Here is a 16,825-nt window from a genome sequence, read left to right as displayed (position 1 = left end):
TAGTTGACGTTTACGTTAACGTAAGAGGCGAGTATCATGCACCCTATCCTGCTCAACCACCGTTCACGAGGACGACAATGCTGCATCTTCCAGGCTTGACCTTTGACCATGGCGAAGACATCGCCGCGCTGCGCGAAGCCGTACAACAGTTCGCGGAAGCCGAAATCGCACCGCGCGCTGCCGAGATCGACCGCAGCGACCAGTTCCCGATGGACCTGTGGAAAAAGATGGGCGAACTCGGCCTGCTGGGCATCACTGTCGGCGAGGAATACGGCGGCGCCAACATGGGCTACCTGGCCCACATCGTGGCCATGGAAGAAATCTCGCGCGCCTCGGCCTCGGTCGGCCTGTCCTACGGCGCCCACTCGAACCTGTGCGTCAACCAGATCAAGCGCAACGGCAACGAAGAGCAGAAGCGCAAGTACCTGCCCAAGCTGATCTCGGGCGAGCACGTGGGCGCGCTGGCCATGTCCGAGCCGAACGCCGGCTCCGACGTCGTCAGCATGAAGCTCAAGGCCGAACTGAAGGGCGACCGCTACGTCCTGAACGGCACCAAGATGTGGATCACCAACGGTCCGGACGCCGACACCCTGGTGGTCTACGCCAAGACCGACCTCGAAGCCGGCCCGCGCGGCATGACCGCCTTCCTGATCGAAAAGGGCTTCAAGGGCTTCTCGATCGCCCAGAAGCTCGACAAGCTGGGCATGCGCGGCTCGCACACCGGCGAACTGGTGTTCCAGGACTGCGAAGTGCCGGTCGAGAACGTGCTGGGCGGCGTCGGCAAGGGCGTGAACGTGCTGATGTCGGGCCTGGACTTCGAGCGCACCGTGCTGTCGGGCGGACCGCTGGGCATCATGTCGGCCTGCATGGATTCGGTGGTGCCCTACATCCACGAGCGCAAGCAGTTCGGCCAGGCCATCGGCGAGTTCCAGCTCATGCAGGGCAAGATCGCCGACATGTACTCGACCATGATGGCGTGCCGCGCCTACGTCTACGCCGTGGGCCAGGCCTGCGACCGCGCGAGCTCGCCGGAGCAGGTGCGCGCCCTGCGCAAGGACGCCGCCGGCGCCATCCTGTACAGCGCCGAGAAGGCGACCTGGATGGCGGGCGAAGCGATCCAGACCCTGGGCGGCAACGGCTACATCAACGAGTACCCGGTCGGCCGCCTGTGGCGCGACGCCAAGCTGTACGAGATCGGCGCCGGCACCAGCGAGATCCGCCGCATGCTGATCGGGCGCGAGCTGTTCGGCGAGACGATGTAAGACCCGGGTGGGCGCTGCCGCGCCCGCCCGCTTGCACTAGAATGTCCGCTTACCTGGACTGCGCGCGAGACGAACGATGACCCAGCAAGCGTTCCCCAAACTGCTGTCTTCCCAGATCGCCTTCGACATCGCGCGCACCATCCTGGACGGCTTCGACAAGCATTACCGCCTGTTCCGCCAGGCCAGCCAGGCCGCGCGGCGCCATTTCGAGGCCGCCGACTGGGCGACCGCGCAGGCGGCCGCGCGCGAACGCATCGATTACTACGACAAGCGCGTGCAGGAATGCGTCCACGTGCTGCAGGACGAGTACGCGCCCGAAGAACTCACGGACCCGGTCTGGCGCGAAACCAAGCTGCACTACATCGGCCTGCTCTCGGGCCACAAGCAGCCGGAACTGGCCGAAACCTTCTTCAACTCGGTCAGCTGCATCATCCTGCACCGCAGCTACTACCATAACGACTACATCTTCGTGCGCCCGGTGATCTCCACCGAGTACATCGAGACCGAAGAGCCGCTGCCGACCTACCGCGTCTACTATCCGGCGGCCGACGGCCTGAGCAATGCCCTGCGCCGCGTGCTCACCAACTTCCAGTTCGCCGTGCCCTTCGCCGACCTCGACCGCGACGTCGCCAGCGTCGAGGCGCGACTAAGCGAGGCCTTCGGGCTGGCGCAGGCGGAACCGAACCTGCAGCTGCAGGTGCTATCCAGCCCCTTCTTTCGCAACAAGGCCGCCTACGTCGTCGGCCGCGTCATCAACGGCCCGCGCAACTATCCCTTCGTGATCCCGGTGCTGCACGACCGCCAGGGGCGGCTGGTGCTGGACACGGTGCTGCTCGACGTCTACCACATCACCCTGCTGTTCAGCTTCACGCGCGCCTACTTTTTGGTGGACATGGAGGTGCCCTCGGCCTACGTGACTTTTCTGCGCAGCCTGATGCCGCGCAAGCCGCGCAGCGAGATCTACACGGTGCTGGGCCTGCAGAAGCAGGGCAAGGCCCTGTTCTACCGCGACTTCCTGCAGCACCTGAAGCACAGCTCCGACCTGTTCCGCATTGCGCCCGGCATCCGCGGCCTGGTGATGCTGGTGTTCGAACTGCCGTCCTTCCCCTACGTGTTCAAGGTGATCAAGGATTTCTATCCGCCGCCCAAGGAAACGACGCGCGCCCAGGTCAAGGAAAAATACCTGCTGGTGAAGCACCACGACCGTGTCGGGCGCATGGCCGACACCCTCGAGTATTCCGACGCCGCCTTCCCGCTGGCGCGCTTCTCGGAAGAGTTATTGAACGAGCTGAAGCAACACGCGCCCTCGCTGGTCGAGATCGAAGGCGAGCGCATCATCGTGCGCCACCTCTACATCGAGCGCCGCATGGTGCCGCTGAATATCTACCTGGCCGAGGCCCAGGCCGCCGGCGACGACGAACGCCTGGAACACGGCGTGATCGAATACGGCAATGCGATCAAGGACCTGGTCGCCGCGAATATCTTCCCGGGCGACATGCTGTACAAGAATTTCGGCGTCACCCGCCACGGCCGCGTCGTGTTCTATGATTACGACGAGATCGAATACCTCACCGACTGCAACTTCCGCGATATCCCGGAAGCGCGCAACGAAGAGGACGAGATGGCATCGGAACCCTGGTACCCGATCGGCAGGCACGACGTCTTTCCGGAACAATTCGGCCGCTTCCTGCTTGGAAATCCGAGTATCCGGCGCCATTTCATGAAGCACCACGCGGAGCTGTTGACCCGCGCGTATTGGCAATCCCACAAGGACCGCATACTGGCGGGCGTCGTCGACGACGTCTTCCCTTATCCCCAGCAGATCCGTTTCTGTGCACAAGACGCAAGCACACCATCCCCACCCATTTTGGAGAACTTACACAATGAATGATCCAGTCGTTATCGTTGGCGCCGCCCGTACCCCGATGGGCGCCTTCCAGGGCGATTTTTCGTCGAAGTCGGCGAGCGACCTCGGCGCGGTGGCGATCAAGGCCGCGGTGGAGCGCGCCGGCGTCGACGCCAACAGCGTCGAGCACGTCTACTTCGGCAACTGCCTGATGGCCGGCCAGGGCCAGGCCCCGGCGCGCCAGGCGCTGATCAAGGCCGGCCTGCCGCTGTCGACCGGCGCCGTGACCCTCTCGAAGATGTGCGGATCGGCGATGCAGGCCGCGATCTTCGCCCATGACCAGCTGGTGGCCGGCAGCGCCGACATCGTCGTCGCGGGCGGCATGGAATCGATGACCAACGCGCCCTACCTGATCCCGAAGGCGCGCGGCGGCTACCGCATCGGCCACGCGCCGATGTTCGACCACATGATGCTCGACGGCCTGGAAGACGCCTACTCGCGCAACGAGAAGACCGGCGAAGGCCGCTCGATGGGCACCTTCGCCGAAGAGTGCGTGGCCACTTACCAGTTCTCGCGCGAAGAGCAGGACAACTTCGCGATCGAATCGGTCAAGCGTGCCCAGGCCGCCAACAACGAAGGCTGGTTCGACTGGGAAGTGGCGCCGGTCTCGGTCGCCACCCGCACCGGCGAACTGCTGGTCGAGAAGGACGAAGGCCCGATGAAGGCCAAGGTCGACAAGATCCCGTCCCTGAAGCCGGCATTCAAGAAGGACGGCACCGTGACCGCCGCCTCGTCCTCGTCGATCAACGACGGCGCCGCCGCCCTGGTGATGATGCGCGAATCGAAAGCGAAAGCGCTGGGCCTGGCCCCGATCGCCCGCGTGCTCGGCCACGCCACCCACGCGCAGGAACCGAACCTGTTCACCACCGCCCCGATCGGCGCGATGCAGAAGCTGTTCAAGAAGACCGGCTGGACGGCGGGCGACGTGGATCTGTTCGAGATCAACGAAGCCTTCGCCGCGGTGCCGATGGCCGCCATGCGCGACCTCGACATCCCGCACAACAAGGTCAACATCCACGGCGGCGCCTGCGCCCTGGGCCACCCGATCGGCGCCTCGGGCGCGCGCATCATCGTCACCCTGCTGGGCGCCCTGAAGCGCACGGGCGGCAAGCGCGGCGTGGCCTCGCTGTGCATCGGCGGCGGTGAAGCGACGGCGATGGCAATCGAGCTGGTTTGATACAAACCGTGTTCAATACGGGGCATTTACCCCGTATTGAACACATATCGTGATGAAAAGGAGCACCTCATGCCCACTGCCCTGATCCTCGGTGCCTCGCGCGGCATCGGCCACGAAATGGTGCGCCAGTACCGCGCGGACGGCTGGCGCGTGATCGCCACCGCCCGCAAGCAGGAAGACTGCGACGAACTGGCGCAGATGGGCGCGACCGCCCACCAGCTCGACGTCACCAGCGCCGATTCGATTGCCGCGCTGGGCTGGCGCCTCGACGACGAACAGGTCGACGTGGCCTGGCTGGTGGCCGGCGTCTACGGTCCCTCGGGCTCGAGCTTCCCGACCGGTCCCGAATTCGACGCGGTCATGCACACCAACGTGCTGGCGGCCATGCGCCTGCTCCCGATCGTCGGCCCGCTGCTGGCCGACACGCGCGGCAAGCTCGCCGTGCTGTCGTCGAAGATGGGCTCGATCGGCGCACGCAATTCCACCGAAGGCACCCTGTACCGCGCCAGCAAGGCCGCGCTCAACTCGGTGCTGGCCGACGCCGCCATCACCTATGGCGCGCAGGGCGTCACCTGCGTGTCCTTCCATCCGGGCTGGGTCCAGACCGACATGGGCGGCAGCGGCGCCACCCTCACGGTGGAGCAAAGCGTGAGCGACCTGCGCGCCACGCTGGCCAAGCTGGATGCCTCCAGCAACGGCGCCTTCCTGAACCACGACGGCACGCCGATTCCGTGGTAACCACATAACAAACAACGAGACACCATGATTCTGAGCGAAGAACACCAGATGATCCGCGACGCCCTGCGCAGCTACGCGCAGGAGCGCCTGGCCCCGAACGCCGCGCGCTGGGACCGCGAGCACTACTTTCCAAAGGACGAGCTGAAGGAACTGGCCGGACTGGGCGCCTTCGGCGTCGCGGTGCCGGAGCAGTACGGCGGCGCGGGCCTCGACTACGTGTCGCTGGCGCTGGTGCTGGAAGAGATCGCGGCCGGCGACGGCGGCACCTCGACCATCATCTCGGTCAACAACTGCCCAGTCTGCTCGATCGCCATGATGTACGCGAACGAAGAGCAGAAACAACGCTACCTGGTCCCGCTGGCGCGGGGCGAGATGCTGGGCGCCTTTGCCCTCACCGAACCGCACACCGGCAGCGACGCCGCGGCCCTGCGCACCACGGCCACCCGCGACGGCGACCACTACGTCCTGAACGGCACCAAGCAGTTCATCACCAGCGGCAAGTACGGCGACGTGGCCATCGTCATGGCGGTCACCGACAAAGCCGCCGGCAAGAAAGGCATCAGCGCCTTCTGGGTCGAGACGAATACGCCCGGCTACATCGTCGCCGGCCTGGAACAGAAGATGGGCCAGCATTCCTCGGACACGGCGCAGATCGTGTTCGACAATTGCCGCGTCCCGGCCGCGAACCTGATCGGCGAGGAAGGCATGGGCTACAAGATCGCCCTGTCGGGCCTGGAGGGCGGCCGCATCGGCATCGCCTCGCAGTCGGTCGGCATGGCGCGCGCCGCCTACGAGGCTGCCCTTAGCTATGCGAAAGACCGCGAAAGCTTCGGCAAGCCGATCTTCGAACACCAGTCGGTGCAGTTCCGCCTGGCCGAGATGGCGATGCAGATCGAGGCCGCGCGCCAGCTGATCCTGCACGCGGCGTCGATGAAGGACGCGGGCCTGCCCTGCCTGAAGGAAGCCGCGATGGCCAAGCTGTTCGCTTCCGAGATGGCCGAACGCGTGGTCTCCAGCGCCATGCAGGTGTTTGGCGGCTATGGCTACGTGGCTGACTTCCCGGTCGAGCGCATCTACCGCGACGTGCGCGTGTGCCAGATCTACGAAGGCACCAGCGACATCCAGAAGATCCTGATCGCGCGCGCGCTGTGATAGCCATCCGTCCCGCCACGGCGAACGACCTGCCGGCGCTGTTCGCCTACCTGGGCGAACAGCTGGCGGAGAACGGCCGCGACGGCCTGCTGTTCCAGCCGATGGCGCCGACGACCGACGGCGTGCCGCTGGCCATGCGCGAACGCTTCAGCGCCGGCATGGCAAGCTCGCCTGGCCACCCGGGCTGGCGCCACGTGTGGATCGCACTCGACGAAGACGGCACGATTGCCGGCCACATCGACCTGCGCGGCAGGCTTGATGCGGCATCGAGCCACCGCACCCTGCTCGGCATGGGCGTGCGCCACGACCTGCGCCGCGCGGGCCTCGGCACGCGCCTGGTGCAGGAAGCGCTGGCCTGGGCCCGCGCCAGCGGCTTTGCCTGGGTGGATCTCGAGGTGCTGTCGCAGAACCACAAGGCGCGTGCCTTGTACGTGCGCATGGGCTTCGTCGAGACCGGCGAAGTGCCGGACCTCTATCGCATCGAAGGACAATCGGTCGGCGCGGTGTCGATGAGCTTGCGGCTGGCCTGAAGCCGTGTTTCATGCCGCCCGCATTGACCTGCATGCAAGCAGCCCTATACTGGGCCGATGACCTTCCTCGCACGTTCCTTGGCCCTTTCCCTTTCCCTGATGGGCGGCTACGCGCATGGCGCCGATCCTGCCGTCACCTTCGGCAAGCCGGACTGCCGCATCGGGCGCCTCATGGGCCTGTCGCCCGGCCATGCGGTGTCCTGGACGGGGGGCTGCAAGGATTCCTATGCCGACGGCAAGGGCGTTCTCGAGTGGCAAACGGGGAACAGAAGCCCATGGAAGCTGGAAGCCACGCTGGTGCGCGGGGAGATCGTGGGAGAAGCGACCCTGACGTTCAACTCCGGCAGGTACATCGGCACGTTCAGGAACGGCGTACCGAACGGTTCCGGCTATTTCGAGTACCTCAGGGCCGGCGCCAGGTACAGAGGCGAGGTCGTGAATGCGCGCTTCGAAGGCAAGGGACTATTTGTCGCGCGGGATGGCTCGACCTACCAGGGCGAATGGAAAGCAAGCGCGCGCCATGGCCGCGGCAAGGCCGTCTTTGCGCTGGGTGGCAGCTACGACGGCGAATGGCGCAATGGCAGATTCCACGGCGAGGGCACGCTCGTCTACAACAGCGGCCGCAGCGTCACCGGCACGTTCGTCAACGGACGCGCCCTCGGCGCCGCGTCCGTATCCGGGGGCGATGACGAGCGCTTCGGCCCGAACGACGATTCTTCCGCCGACGATTCGCAGTTGCGGCGCGCGCGTGCGCGCCCCTCGAGCGCATCGTGGCAGGAACTGACACGCGAACAGCAAACCCTCGTACGCAGCGCTTACCCTGCCCTCGACGACGGCGACGAGCCTCCCTATCCGCTCACGGGTACGCGCGCACTCCATCGCAAGGCTGCCGATCTGTACGAGAAATTCACCGACTACCAAGGTATGGTACTGGTGCATGTCACGGTCGGTGCCGACGGCATGCCGACCGGCGTCGGCACCTCTCGCATCCAGCACCAGGAATTCGCACGCCAGCTGGAGATATTCCTCATGCAGCAGCGCTTCAAACCGGCGCTATGCGCCGGCAAGCCATGCAGCATGATCTATCCGATGGAATTCCTGTTCTCTTCGGGTTGAACCCTTCCATTCAAGAAACGGCGGGTTCGAGCAGGGTCACGGTCCGGGCCGCCGTATCGAGGGTGGCGCGCAACCCCACCGGCAGCGTGAACTGGTGGCGGATGTGGCCGATCGAGTAGCCGGTCACCGCCGGAACGGTCAGGGGCTTGAGGTGCTGATCGAAAGTCTCGTCCAGGCTCAGCGAGCGCCTGCCCTCCTGCGGCGCGCAGTCCTCGCAGATGCCGACCATGACCCCGGCCGCGTTCGCGAAGCCGAACGACAGGTCGAGCTGGGTCATCCAGCGGTCCAGGCGGTAAGGCGCCTCGTCCACCTCTTCCAGGAACAGCAGGGCATTGCGGAAGTCCGCCGCATAGGGCGTGCCGCACAGGGCCGCCACGATCGACAGGTTGCCGCCCAGGAGCGGACCGGTGGCCGTGCCCGAGGTCAGGGTGCGGATGCCGAAATGCGGCATGGTCTGGGCCTTCAGGGCGTTCTCCGGCGCCATCGGGATCGTGTAGCGCGGCTGCGGGTCGCACAGCACCGCCATCATGTGCTCGCGCGGGTAATCGGCCAGCGTCGACGAGGCCACCGGGCCGTGGAAGGTGACCAGGCCGGTTTTGTTATGGATCGCCAAGTGCAGCGCCGTGATGTCCGAGTAGCCGAGCAGGATCTTCGGGTGGCGGCGGATCAGCCCGTAGTCGAGTGTCGACAGCAGCGAGATGCAGCCCGAGCCGCCGCGGATCGGCCAGATCATCTTCACCTCGGGATCGAGGAACATGGCGTGCAGGTCGGCCAGGCGTTGCTGCACCGAGCCCGCATAATTGCCGTGCACGGCCCTGATGTAAGTGCCCACTTTGGCGCGCAGGCCGAGGGCTTCGATGTTCCTGACCGCTTTCTCGATCAGGCGGTCGTCGGCATAGCCGCCGGGGGCGATCAGGCCGACCAGGTCGCCGCGGCGCAGGCGTGGGGGTTTGATGAGGCGCCTGGACGAGCGCCGTGGGGCGGCTGCGGCCAGGCCAGGGGTAGAGAGAGCGGCTGCGACGGAAGCGCCGAAGCCGCGCCGGCTGATTTTCATGCTCGACATCCGCTACAAGGAAAAACGGCCCGCGCCGTGGAAGCTTGCGCTTCCATCGACAGCGGGCCGCCGGGTTCGATCAACTTATACGATCAACTTAGAAGAACTTGTAGGTCGCCATCAGGGTGAACGAGCGGCCACGCGGGTCGGCCACGCGCGGTTCCCAGGTGCTGCCCGCGCCGGTGTTGCTGTCGTAGGTGACAGCGAACGGCGGATCTTCGTCCAGCAGGTTCTTGATGCCTGCGGTCAGCGACAGGTTCTTGAAGCCGGTGTAGGTGGTCGTCAGGTGGAAGATCGAGTACGCATCCACTTTCGGATTCCAGTTGGCGGGCTTCACCAGGCCGTTGGCCACGCCCGGCAGCACCTGGTCGTCATAGCCCGAACGGTAGATGTTCTGCAGCATGGTGCTCCAGTTGCCGTACTTGTAGGTCGCGTAGGCGCTGTGCTTCCACTTCAGGCCGAGGTCGCCCGTGAAGACGAAGCGGCCCACTTCGCTCTTGCCGAACTCGGCGTTGGTGGTAGCGCGCGACTTCTTCTCCAGCAGGCGCGAACCGTCGATGCCCAGGGTCCACTGCGAACCGGTGCTGAACTTGCCGTTGAAGCGGGCGCCCAGCTCGAGGCCGCGGGTGATGCGCTCGCCGGCGTTGACCCAGCGCTGGTCGATGATGGCGATGTTGCCCGCTGCGTCGCGGATGAACTGATCCTTGAACAAGTTGTAGTTCGCCACCATGGTCGACGTGCTGAACGAATCGATGGTGTTCTGCTTGCGGATCTCCCACAGGTCGGCGTTGGCCGAGAACCAGTTGAACGGCTCGATCACGACACCGATGGTGCCTTGCTTCGCGGTTTCCGGGCCCAGGTTCGACTTGCCGCCGGTGATGTAGTTCGGGGTGATCGATTCACAGCCTGGCTTGGTCGCGTCGACCAGGCCGGTCGGGCACTTGGCCGGGTCGACCAGGTCCTTGCCGGCGTACGGCGACTCGGTGATGCCGTTGAACAGCTGGTTGAACGACGGGGCGCGGAAGCCCTCGTTGTACGAACCGCGGAACAGCAGCTGCGGGATCGGCTGGTAGCGGAACGAGACCTTCGGGTTGGTGGTGCTGCCGATGCCGCTGTAGTGGTCGCGGCGGATGGCCAGGGTGATGTCGAGGTTCTTGACCACCGGCACCAGCAGTTCGGCGTACACGGCCTTGATGTCGCGATGCACGTTGTCCAGGGCGTTGGCGTCGTCGAAAGGCGCGTTCAGGATCGCCGGACGGGCGGCCGCGGCGCGCTTGTCGCCGTTGAACTTGTACTCTTCACGGCGCAGGTCGAAGCCCACTGCGCCCATGACGGCGCCGGCCGGCAGGTTGAACAGCTCGCCCGACAGCGCGCCGTCGAGCTGGGTCAGGATGGTCTTGCCGCCATACAGGGTGACGCCCGCGGCCGAGGTGGCCTGGATCGCGTCGATCGCCGCCTGCGACTGGGTCTGGCCCGGCAGCAGGAAGGGGTTGACGATGCCCGAGCCCAGCACGTTGGCCAGGGCAACGGTGTAGTTGTAGCCGGTGCCCAGCTGCGATTCCGACTCGCTGAAGGCGCGCGACAGGCCGACGCGGTAGTCATAGCTGCGGCCGAACAGGTTGACCGGGCCGTCGGCGCCGACCAGCAGGCGGGCTGCCTTCGATTCGGTCACGATCTCGCGGTTGCCGCACTCCATGCAGCGCCAGCGGTAGGCGATCGGCAGGCCGTAGTTGGCCGAGATGCTCGGGAACACCTTGACCAGCGCGTTGTAGACGCTGTCGTAGGCGGCGCCGGTGCGCGGATAGAAGGAGGTGGCGCCGAAGGTCGATGCCGACGGCGAGATCTGGTTCGGCGAGAAGCGCTTGGACACTTCCACGTTCGAAGCCACGCCTTCGATGAAGAACTGGTGGTCGCCCGACTGGAAGGTGGCGCGCGCCAGCGCATTGCTGTTCTTGACCGGCTGCTGCAGCACGGCCGCGCGGCCGGTGTCCCAGGCGCAGCCATAGGCGGCGCCGGCGCTGTTCCACAGCTTCTCGTCGTACGGGCCCATGCCGTCGATGCTGTTGCAGCCCGCGCCGCCCGGCAGGTCGAGCAGGCTGATGCCGTTATAGGTGGTGGTGCCGCCGCCCGGCAGGGTCGGGCCGGTGCCGGTGCGCGACAGCAGGGTCGGGGCCAGGGTGGTGGCGAACACGTTGGCGCTTGGCGAGCCGCGGGTATCCACCGAGACGCCGCGGTCCGGCTGGAAGGTGTTCACGAAGTCGCGCTGGTCGCCGCGCAAGGCCTTGTTCTGGCTGTGCGCGAAGGTCGCCAGCACATTCCAGCCGTCGACCTGCAGGTCGCCCCAGCCGCCGGTGATCGACGCGCGGCCGATCTCGCTGCCGCCGGCCTCGGTGACGTCGACGAAGGCCTGGGTCTCCAGTCCCCGGTAGTTCTTTTTCAGGATGAAGTTGATCACGCCGCCGATCGCGTCGGTGCCGTAGATCGCGGAAGCGCCGTCCTTCAGCACCTCGACGCGCTCGACTGCCGCCATCGGGATCGAGTTCAGGTCGACCGCCGAACCCTTCATGCCGTGGGTCGCCACGCGGCGGCCGTTCAGCAGCACCAGGGTCGAATCGGCGCCCTGGCCGCGCAGGTTGGCCGAGGAGGCGCCGTTGTTGCCGCGCTGCGCACCCGAGGTGACGTCGGCATTCGAGGCCAGGTTGTCCGAACCGTTGCCGTTGACGTTCAGCGTTGCGATCAGCTGCTCGGCGGTAACGATACCTTGCGACTCCAATTGCTTGGCCGTGATGACCTCGACCGGCAGCGCGCCTTCCTTGGCGATGCGCTTGATGCTACTGCCGGTGATCTCGACACGCTGGATCGGACCGGAAACCTGCACATTCTGTGCGATGGCCGGGCTGACCGCGCCCATCAGGGCGATCAATTGAGCGAGCTTCTTTACCTTCACGCGTTTCTCCTAACGTTTTCCCTTGGCGACCCAGGAATTCCTGGCCGATCTTCGTTGTAATGTCTTGGCATTACGTTATTTTTCGATTTCAGGGTAAGCCTTCTTATTTACGGCTATCCAATGAAATATCCGGCGGCCAGTATAACTAGGGGGAATGTTTTATTTGGGAAAAACTCACCAAAACTAGCGCGCACCTCTACTGGAGCGTGCTCTTTGCGCAACATCGACATCCAGATAACGCCAGGTCGTGAATTCAACGGGATGGCGTTTGTAGTTTTTCAACCACGGATGGCGCAGATCGCCCGACAAGACCTGGGTCAGCGGCACCCACGGGTTATAGGCGTGGATCAGCTGGTTCATCTCGAAATACAGCTTCTGGCGCGCGGGACCGTCGCTGAGCAGACGCGCCTGCTCGTAGCGCTGGTTATAGGCGGGCAGGTTGAAGCGCGCGTAATTGGCGCGGCCGGCGTTGGGGCCGTACAGCAGCTGGTAGAAGTTGTCGCCGTCGGGGAAGTCGGCAATCCAGTTACTCTCGAACATCTGGACCGTGCCCAGGCGCGAGGCCTTGATGATCTCGGTCTTCTTGTCCGACTTGAACACGACGCGCAGGCCGATCGCGTTCAGGCACTTGCGCCACAACTCGTCGCGCAGGCGGCCGCCGACCGTGGCCTCGCTGTGCATGGTCAGCGTCAGCGGCTTGCCGTCGGGCGTGCGCCGGAACCCGTCCGCATCGCGCCGGGTATAGCCGTAGCGGTCCAGCAGCGCATTGGCCAATGCCGGATCGTAGGGCACCGGACTGCGGTAGTCCGGGTCGTAGCCCAGCACATTGGGCGGCAGCGGCGATTCGGCCTTGATCGCGAAGCCCTTCTTCAGCAGCGCGATGTCCTCGGCGTTGTTGTAGGCCATCGAGATCGCGCGGCGCAGCGCCACCTTGTCCTTGCCGTAGCCGCCGACGACCGGGTCGTTCATGTTCATCCACATGTAGTAGGTCTGCAGCACCGGGAAGCGCGACAGCACGATGCCGCGCGCCGCCAGTTCCGGCTTGAGCTGGCCGTCGCTGACCACCATGTCGGTCATCGACTCCGGAATCTGCTCCAGGTAGTCGTACTCGGCGTTCAGGAAGCCCAGCATGCGGCCCTGGAATTCCTCGGCGATGCGCACCTCGACCCGGTCCACCCGCGGCAGGCGCTTGCCCTCGAGGGCGGCGGCGATCGCCTTGTCTTCGGGGTTATCTCCTGGCGTCGCATGGAACACGGCGGTCGAATCGGGATTGGCCAGCAGGACGATGCGGTCGCTGCGCTTCCACTCGCCGACCATGAAGGGGCCGGTCCCGACCGGGTGGTTGCCGGCCTGGCCCGGATAGGCGTCGATCACTTCGCGCGCCACCGCGCTCGATGCGGGCATCGCCAGGTAGAACAGGAAGTTGTTGTCCGGCGCCTTCAGGCGGATGCGCAAGGTATGGCGGTCGAGGGCGCGCAGCTCGGCCACGCCTTCGAAGGTGGCGGCCCAGGGCGACCTGGTGGCGGGATCGCGCAGGCGCTTGATGCTGTAGACGTAGTCCTGGGCGGTCATCTCGCGCTTGGTTCCCTTGAAAGCCGGGTCCGGCGTGAAATGGATGCCGGGGCGGATGCGGAAAGTGTAGGTCAGGCCGTCGGCGCTCACCTCGGGCATGGCGGCGGCCGTGTTGGGACGCAGCTTGGCCGGACGCGCCAGGTAGTCGTAGCGCAGCAGGGGGTCGAACAGGTTCTCCAGCAGCGAGAGGGTGGCGTTGTCCGAGGCCACGGCCGGGTCCAGGCCGGTTTCGCTGGTGGACAGGAACATGCGCAGGACTTTTTCCTGCGCGCCCGCGCTACCGGCGCACAGCAGGGAGAACAGGAGGGCGGCGGCGGTCAGGCGAAGTGTCATGGCGAGCGATATCGGCAGGGAAAACCTGCGTATCATAGCCGCGGCTGCAGCGAAACGGTGCTTATTGCTTCGCCGGCGTGAGCGTGATCTCCTGCACCTTGGGCTCGCGTTCGGGCGTGAGCGTGAAGGCGACATCTACCCTGCCACGCTCGCCGACCAGCGGGAAGCTGCCGCGCAAGGCGTTGTCGGCCTTGATCGGGCCGACCGAGGTGATTCTCCCGATCGGCTCCAGCTTTTCGCGCGCGTGCGCGATCCAGTCTTCGCGCGAGCGGTCGAGGAACAGGTTGTCGGCCGCGATCGCGCTTGCCAGCGCCGCATCCCACGACTGCACCAGTTGCGCCACTTGCCCATGGCGCGTCGCCAGGATCGGCGATACGGGAATCGGGCGCGGGCCCAGCTCGGCACGCTCGACCAGCATGGCCAGCGCCTTGGCGGTCGGGCCGTACACCGGTCCGTAGCGCAGGTTGGTGAAGGCGAACACGCCCACTCCGTAGTCGGGAGCGAAACGGTACTGGCTGCCGAAGCCCGGCAGGCCGCCCGAATGGCCCGAGCTCACCACGTTGCGGCTGTCGCGCTGCCAGACCAGGCCATGGCTGTAGAACGACACGTTCGGATTCGGTGTCTTCATGTCGCTCAGGGTGGCCTTGGTGGACAGGCCGGCAAACGCCTGCGGCAGGTGCATCTCGCGCACCGAGGCACGGCGCAGCGGTCCGCGTTCCGGATCGTTGCGGGCCGGCCAGGCCTCCAGGTGGAAGGCGACGTAGCGCGCAAAGTCGTCCGCCGTCGTGATCAGGCCGCCCATCGCGGCGCCGTCGCCATCGGACAGGATAGACTCCGCCTCCCAGTGGTCGCGGTCCCAGCGGTAGCCCAGCGCCAGCTTGCCCGGCGCGGCCTGCGTATATTCCCAGCGCGTGTTGTGCATGCCCAGCGGCCGCAGGATCTCGCGCGTCACGTAGTCCTGGAAGCGCATGCCCGACACCTTGCTGACCACCTTGCCCAGCAGGATGTAGCCGAGGTTGCTGTATTCGAAGGTCTGGCCGGGCGCATTGGAAAACGACAGCCCGGCGCCGACCAGCTGCTCGAGCCTGGCATTCGGGACGGCCATCTGGCGATCGCCCCAGGGATTGTCCTCGGGCAGCCCGGTGGTCATGGTCGTCAAGTGGCGGATCGTCAGCGCGGGCGAGTCGCTCGTCGGCAGCTGGACCCGGCGCACTTCGGGCAGATAGTCGGCGACCGGATCGTCGAGGCGCAGCTTGCCCGCGTCACGCAGTTTCAGCGCCGCCATCGCCACGAAGCTTTTGCTCATCGAGGCAATGCGGAATTCGGTCGACCCCGTCACAGGGGTCTTGCGCTCCACGTCTGCCAGGCCGAGCGGGCGCATGTGCACCAGCTTGCCATCGAGGACCACGCCATACACCAGGCCCGGCAGGTGCTCCTTGGCGGCAAGCTCCGTGTACATCTTGTCTATCTCGGGAAGCAAGGCCGCCACGCGTTCGCCCCGGCTCGCGGCCGGCGCCTGGGCATAGGCATGCACGGCGGCGACGCTGCCGACGATGAAAACGAGGCTGCACAGGCTAAGGCGAGAGGGGCGATGCATGCTGGGCTTCTCCGGTAGGCGCGGGGGTGGAAAAGGATTATGCCCTGATTTTCATGCCGTGAAGCAAACAAAAAAGCGGGCAGGCCGCCGCCCCTTATAACTTTTAAACATGGCGCAGGCGCATTCTTTCATCTGCGCAGCTGTTTCCCGGCCTATACTCTCCGCTGCACAATCGTACGATCTCAGCAGCGGCATTCACATGGCACTCAATTACATCTGGACTGGCTTCTTCCTCGTCGGCTTCATCGCGGCACTCGCGCAATGGCTGTTCCTGGGCGATACCGAGATCTTCAAGCGCATCATCGACGGCACCTTCTCGTCGGCCAAGATGGCGGTGATGGACATCGCCCTGCCGCTGGCCGGCGTCATGACGCTCTGGCTGGGCATCATGAACGTCGGCGAAAAGGCCGGCGCCATCAACCTGTTCGCCCGCATCATCGCGCCCTTCTTCTCGCGCATCTTCCCCGGCGTGCCGAAGGACCATCCGGCCAACGGCCACATGGTGATGAACTTCTCGGCCAACATGCTCGGCCTTGACAATGCCGCCACCCCCTTCGGCCTGAAGGCCATGGAGAGTCTGCAGACGCTGAACCCGAGCAAGGACGAGGCCAGCGACGCGCAGATCATGTTCCTGGTGATCCAGACCTCGGGCCTGACCATCATCCCGCTGGCGATCATGGCCCAGCGCGCAATTCTCGGGGCCGCGAATCCGGCCGACATCTTTATTCCGACGCTGATCGCGACCTACTGCTCGACCATGACCGGCATCATCGCCGTCAGCCTGCGCCAGCGCATCAACCTGCTGCACCCGGCCGTGTTCGGCTGGATCGGCGGCCTGACCGCCCTCATCGCCCTGCTGGTCTGGTACTTCACCGTCTTCCTCGACAAGTCGCAGATCCAGCTGGTCTCGGTGGTCACCGCCAACCTGATCCTGTTCTCGATCATCGCGGCCTTCATGGTCGGCGCGCTGGCAAAGAAGGTGAACGTGTTCGAAGCCTTCATCGAAGGGGCCAAGGGCGGCATCGAGACCTCGTTGCGGATCATTCCCTACCTGGTCGGCATGCTGGTGGCGATCAGCGTGGTGCGCAACTCGGGCATCCTGGGCCTGATTGTCAGCGGCTTCGCATGGATCTTCACCGCCCTCGGCCTGCCGACCGACTTCGTCGGCGCACTGCCGACCGCGCTCATGAAACCGCTGTCGGGCAGCGGCTCGCGCGCCATGATGATCGACGCCATGACCACCTACGGCGTCGACTCCTTCGTGGGCCGCCTGGCCAGCATCCTGCAGGGCGCCGCCGACACCACCTTCTACATCATCGCGCTGTATTTCGGCTCGGTCGGCATCCGCAAGACCCGCTATGCGATCGGCTACGGCCTGCTGGCCGACCTGGCCGGCGTCATCGGCGCCATCTTCGTCGCCTATCTGTTCTTCGGTTAATCA

Annotated in this window: 12 protein-coding genes; 8 read left to right on the top strand and 4 right to left on the bottom strand. The window is 65.4% G+C overall.

Features of this window, described 5'->3' with window-relative positions; all coding sequences use genetic code 11:
- Positions 1–77 precede the first annotated feature (77 nt).
- The 7 genes from ACK6C6_RS20790 (at position 78) to ACK6C6_RS20760 (ending at position 7,881) form a co-directional block, all read left to right on the top strand.
- A complete protein-coding gene (locus ACK6C6_RS20790; RefSeq protein ID WP_409269065.1) occupies positions 78–1,262 on the top strand; it encodes an isovaleryl-CoA dehydrogenase in 1,185 nt (394 codons plus the stop codon).
- A gap of 76 nt (positions 1,263–1,338) precedes the next feature.
- On the top strand, positions 1,339–3,153 hold the full coding sequence (gene aceK, locus ACK6C6_RS20785; RefSeq protein ID WP_409269064.1) for a bifunctional isocitrate dehydrogenase kinase/phosphatase: 1,815 nt from the start codon (positions 1,339–1,341) through the stop codon (positions 3,151–3,153).
- Positions 3,146–4,345, top strand: a complete 1,200-nt coding sequence (locus ACK6C6_RS20780; protein WP_409269062.1) for an acetyl-CoA C-acyltransferase — start codon at positions 3,146–3,148, stop codon at positions 4,343–4,345. The genes aceK and ACK6C6_RS20780 overlap by 8 nt, the downstream gene beginning before the upstream one ends.
- Before the next feature lie 69 nt (positions 4,346–4,414).
- Positions 4,415–5,083, top strand: coding sequence for an SDR family oxidoreductase (locus tag ACK6C6_RS20775; RefSeq protein ID WP_409269060.1), 669 nt, complete (start codon positions 4,415–4,417; stop codon positions 5,081–5,083).
- A gap of 24 nt (positions 5,084–5,107) precedes the next feature.
- Positions 5,108–6,235 carry an acyl-CoA dehydrogenase family protein gene (locus ACK6C6_RS20770; protein ID WP_409269059.1) on the top strand — a complete coding sequence of 376 codons (1,128 nt, stop codon included), beginning with the start codon at positions 5,108–5,110 and terminating at the stop codon, positions 6,233–6,235.
- A complete protein-coding gene (locus ACK6C6_RS20765; RefSeq protein ID WP_409269057.1) occupies positions 6,232–6,765 on the top strand; it encodes a GNAT family N-acetyltransferase in 534 nt (177 codons plus the stop codon). Before ACK6C6_RS20770 ends, ACK6C6_RS20765 begins: the two co-directional genes overlap by 4 nt.
- A gap of 57 nt (positions 6,766–6,822) precedes the next feature.
- Complete coding sequence (locus ACK6C6_RS20760) at positions 6,823–7,881, top strand: MORN repeat-containing protein (protein ID WP_409269056.1); 1,059 nt, start codon at positions 6,823–6,825, stop codon at positions 7,879–7,881.
- Between the two features lie 10 nt (positions 7,882–7,891).
- Here ACK6C6_RS20760 and ACK6C6_RS20755 read toward each other — a convergent pair whose 3' ends face one another.
- From ACK6C6_RS20755 to ACK6C6_RS20740, 4 genes are all read right to left on the bottom strand, one after another.
- Entirely contained in the window at positions 7,892–8,935 is a 1,044-nt protein-coding gene (locus ACK6C6_RS20755) for an LD-carboxypeptidase (RefSeq protein ID WP_409269055.1), read from the bottom strand.
- Positions 8,936–9,032: 97 nt separating this feature from the next.
- The gene (locus ACK6C6_RS20750; protein ID WP_409269054.1) at positions 9,033–11,882 is read right to left on the bottom strand and encodes a TonB-dependent receptor domain-containing protein; all 2,850 of its coding nucleotides are present in this window, start codon (positions 11,880–11,882) and stop codon (positions 9,033–9,035) included.
- 183 nt (positions 11,883–12,065) lie between these two features.
- Entirely contained in the window at positions 12,066–13,787 is a 1,722-nt protein-coding gene (locus ACK6C6_RS20745) for an ABC transporter substrate-binding protein (RefSeq protein WP_409269052.1), read from the bottom strand.
- 61 nt (positions 13,788–13,848) lie between these two features.
- Positions 13,849–15,384, bottom strand: a complete 1,536-nt coding sequence (locus tag ACK6C6_RS20740) for a serine hydrolase domain-containing protein (RefSeq protein ID WP_409269051.1) — start codon at positions 15,382–15,384, stop codon at positions 13,849–13,851.
- 199 nt (positions 15,385–15,583) lie between these two features.
- On the opposite strand from ACK6C6_RS20740, the gene ACK6C6_RS20735 reads away from it, so the two are divergent.
- On the top strand, positions 15,584–16,822 hold the full coding sequence (locus ACK6C6_RS20735; RefSeq protein WP_409269049.1) for a nucleoside recognition domain-containing protein: 1,239 nt from the start codon (positions 15,584–15,586) through the stop codon (positions 16,820–16,822).
- Positions 16,823–16,825: the final 3 nt, after the last annotated feature.

This window comes from Massilia sp. BHUDP2 (genome assembly GCF_046236355.1).
Lineage (GTDB): Bacteria > Pseudomonadota > Gammaproteobacteria > Burkholderiales > Burkholderiaceae_D > Telluria > Telluria varians.
Note: the sequence above shows the minus strand (reverse complement) of the source record. Positions and strands in the feature narration are given on the sequence as shown.

Coding starts and splice junctions, on each gene's coding strand:
- ACK6C6_RS20790 (WP_409269065.1), top strand. CDS start 78: ATGCTGCATCTTCCAGGCTTGACCTTTGACCATGGCGAAGACATCGCC.
- aceK (WP_409269064.1), top strand. CDS start 1,339: ATGACCCAGCAAGCGTTCCCCAAACTGCTGTCTTCCCAGATCGCCTTC.
- ACK6C6_RS20780 (WP_409269062.1), top strand. CDS start 3,146: ATGAATGATCCAGTCGTTATCGTTGGCGCCGCCCGTACCCCGATGGGC.
- ACK6C6_RS20775 (WP_409269060.1), top strand. CDS start 4,415: ATGCCCACTGCCCTGATCCTCGGTGCCTCGCGCGGCATCGGCCACGAA.
- ACK6C6_RS20770 (WP_409269059.1), top strand. CDS start 5,108: ATGATTCTGAGCGAAGAACACCAGATGATCCGCGACGCCCTGCGCAGC.
- ACK6C6_RS20760 (WP_409269056.1), top strand. CDS start 6,823: ATGACCTTCCTCGCACGTTCCTTGGCCCTTTCCCTTTCCCTGATGGGC.
- ACK6C6_RS20755 (WP_409269055.1), bottom strand. CDS start 8,935: ATGAAAATCAGCCGGCGCGGCTTCGGCGCTTCCGTCGCAGCCGCTCTC.
- ACK6C6_RS20745 (WP_409269052.1), bottom strand. CDS start 13,787: ATGACACTTCGCCTGACCGCCGCCGCCCTCCTGTTCTCCCTGCTGTGC.
- ACK6C6_RS20740 (WP_409269051.1), bottom strand. CDS start 15,384: ATGCATCGCCCCTCTCGCCTTAGCCTGTGCAGCCTCGTTTTCATCGTC.
- ACK6C6_RS20735 (WP_409269049.1), top strand. CDS start 15,584: ATGGCACTCAATTACATCTGGACTGGCTTCTTCCTCGTCGGCTTCATC.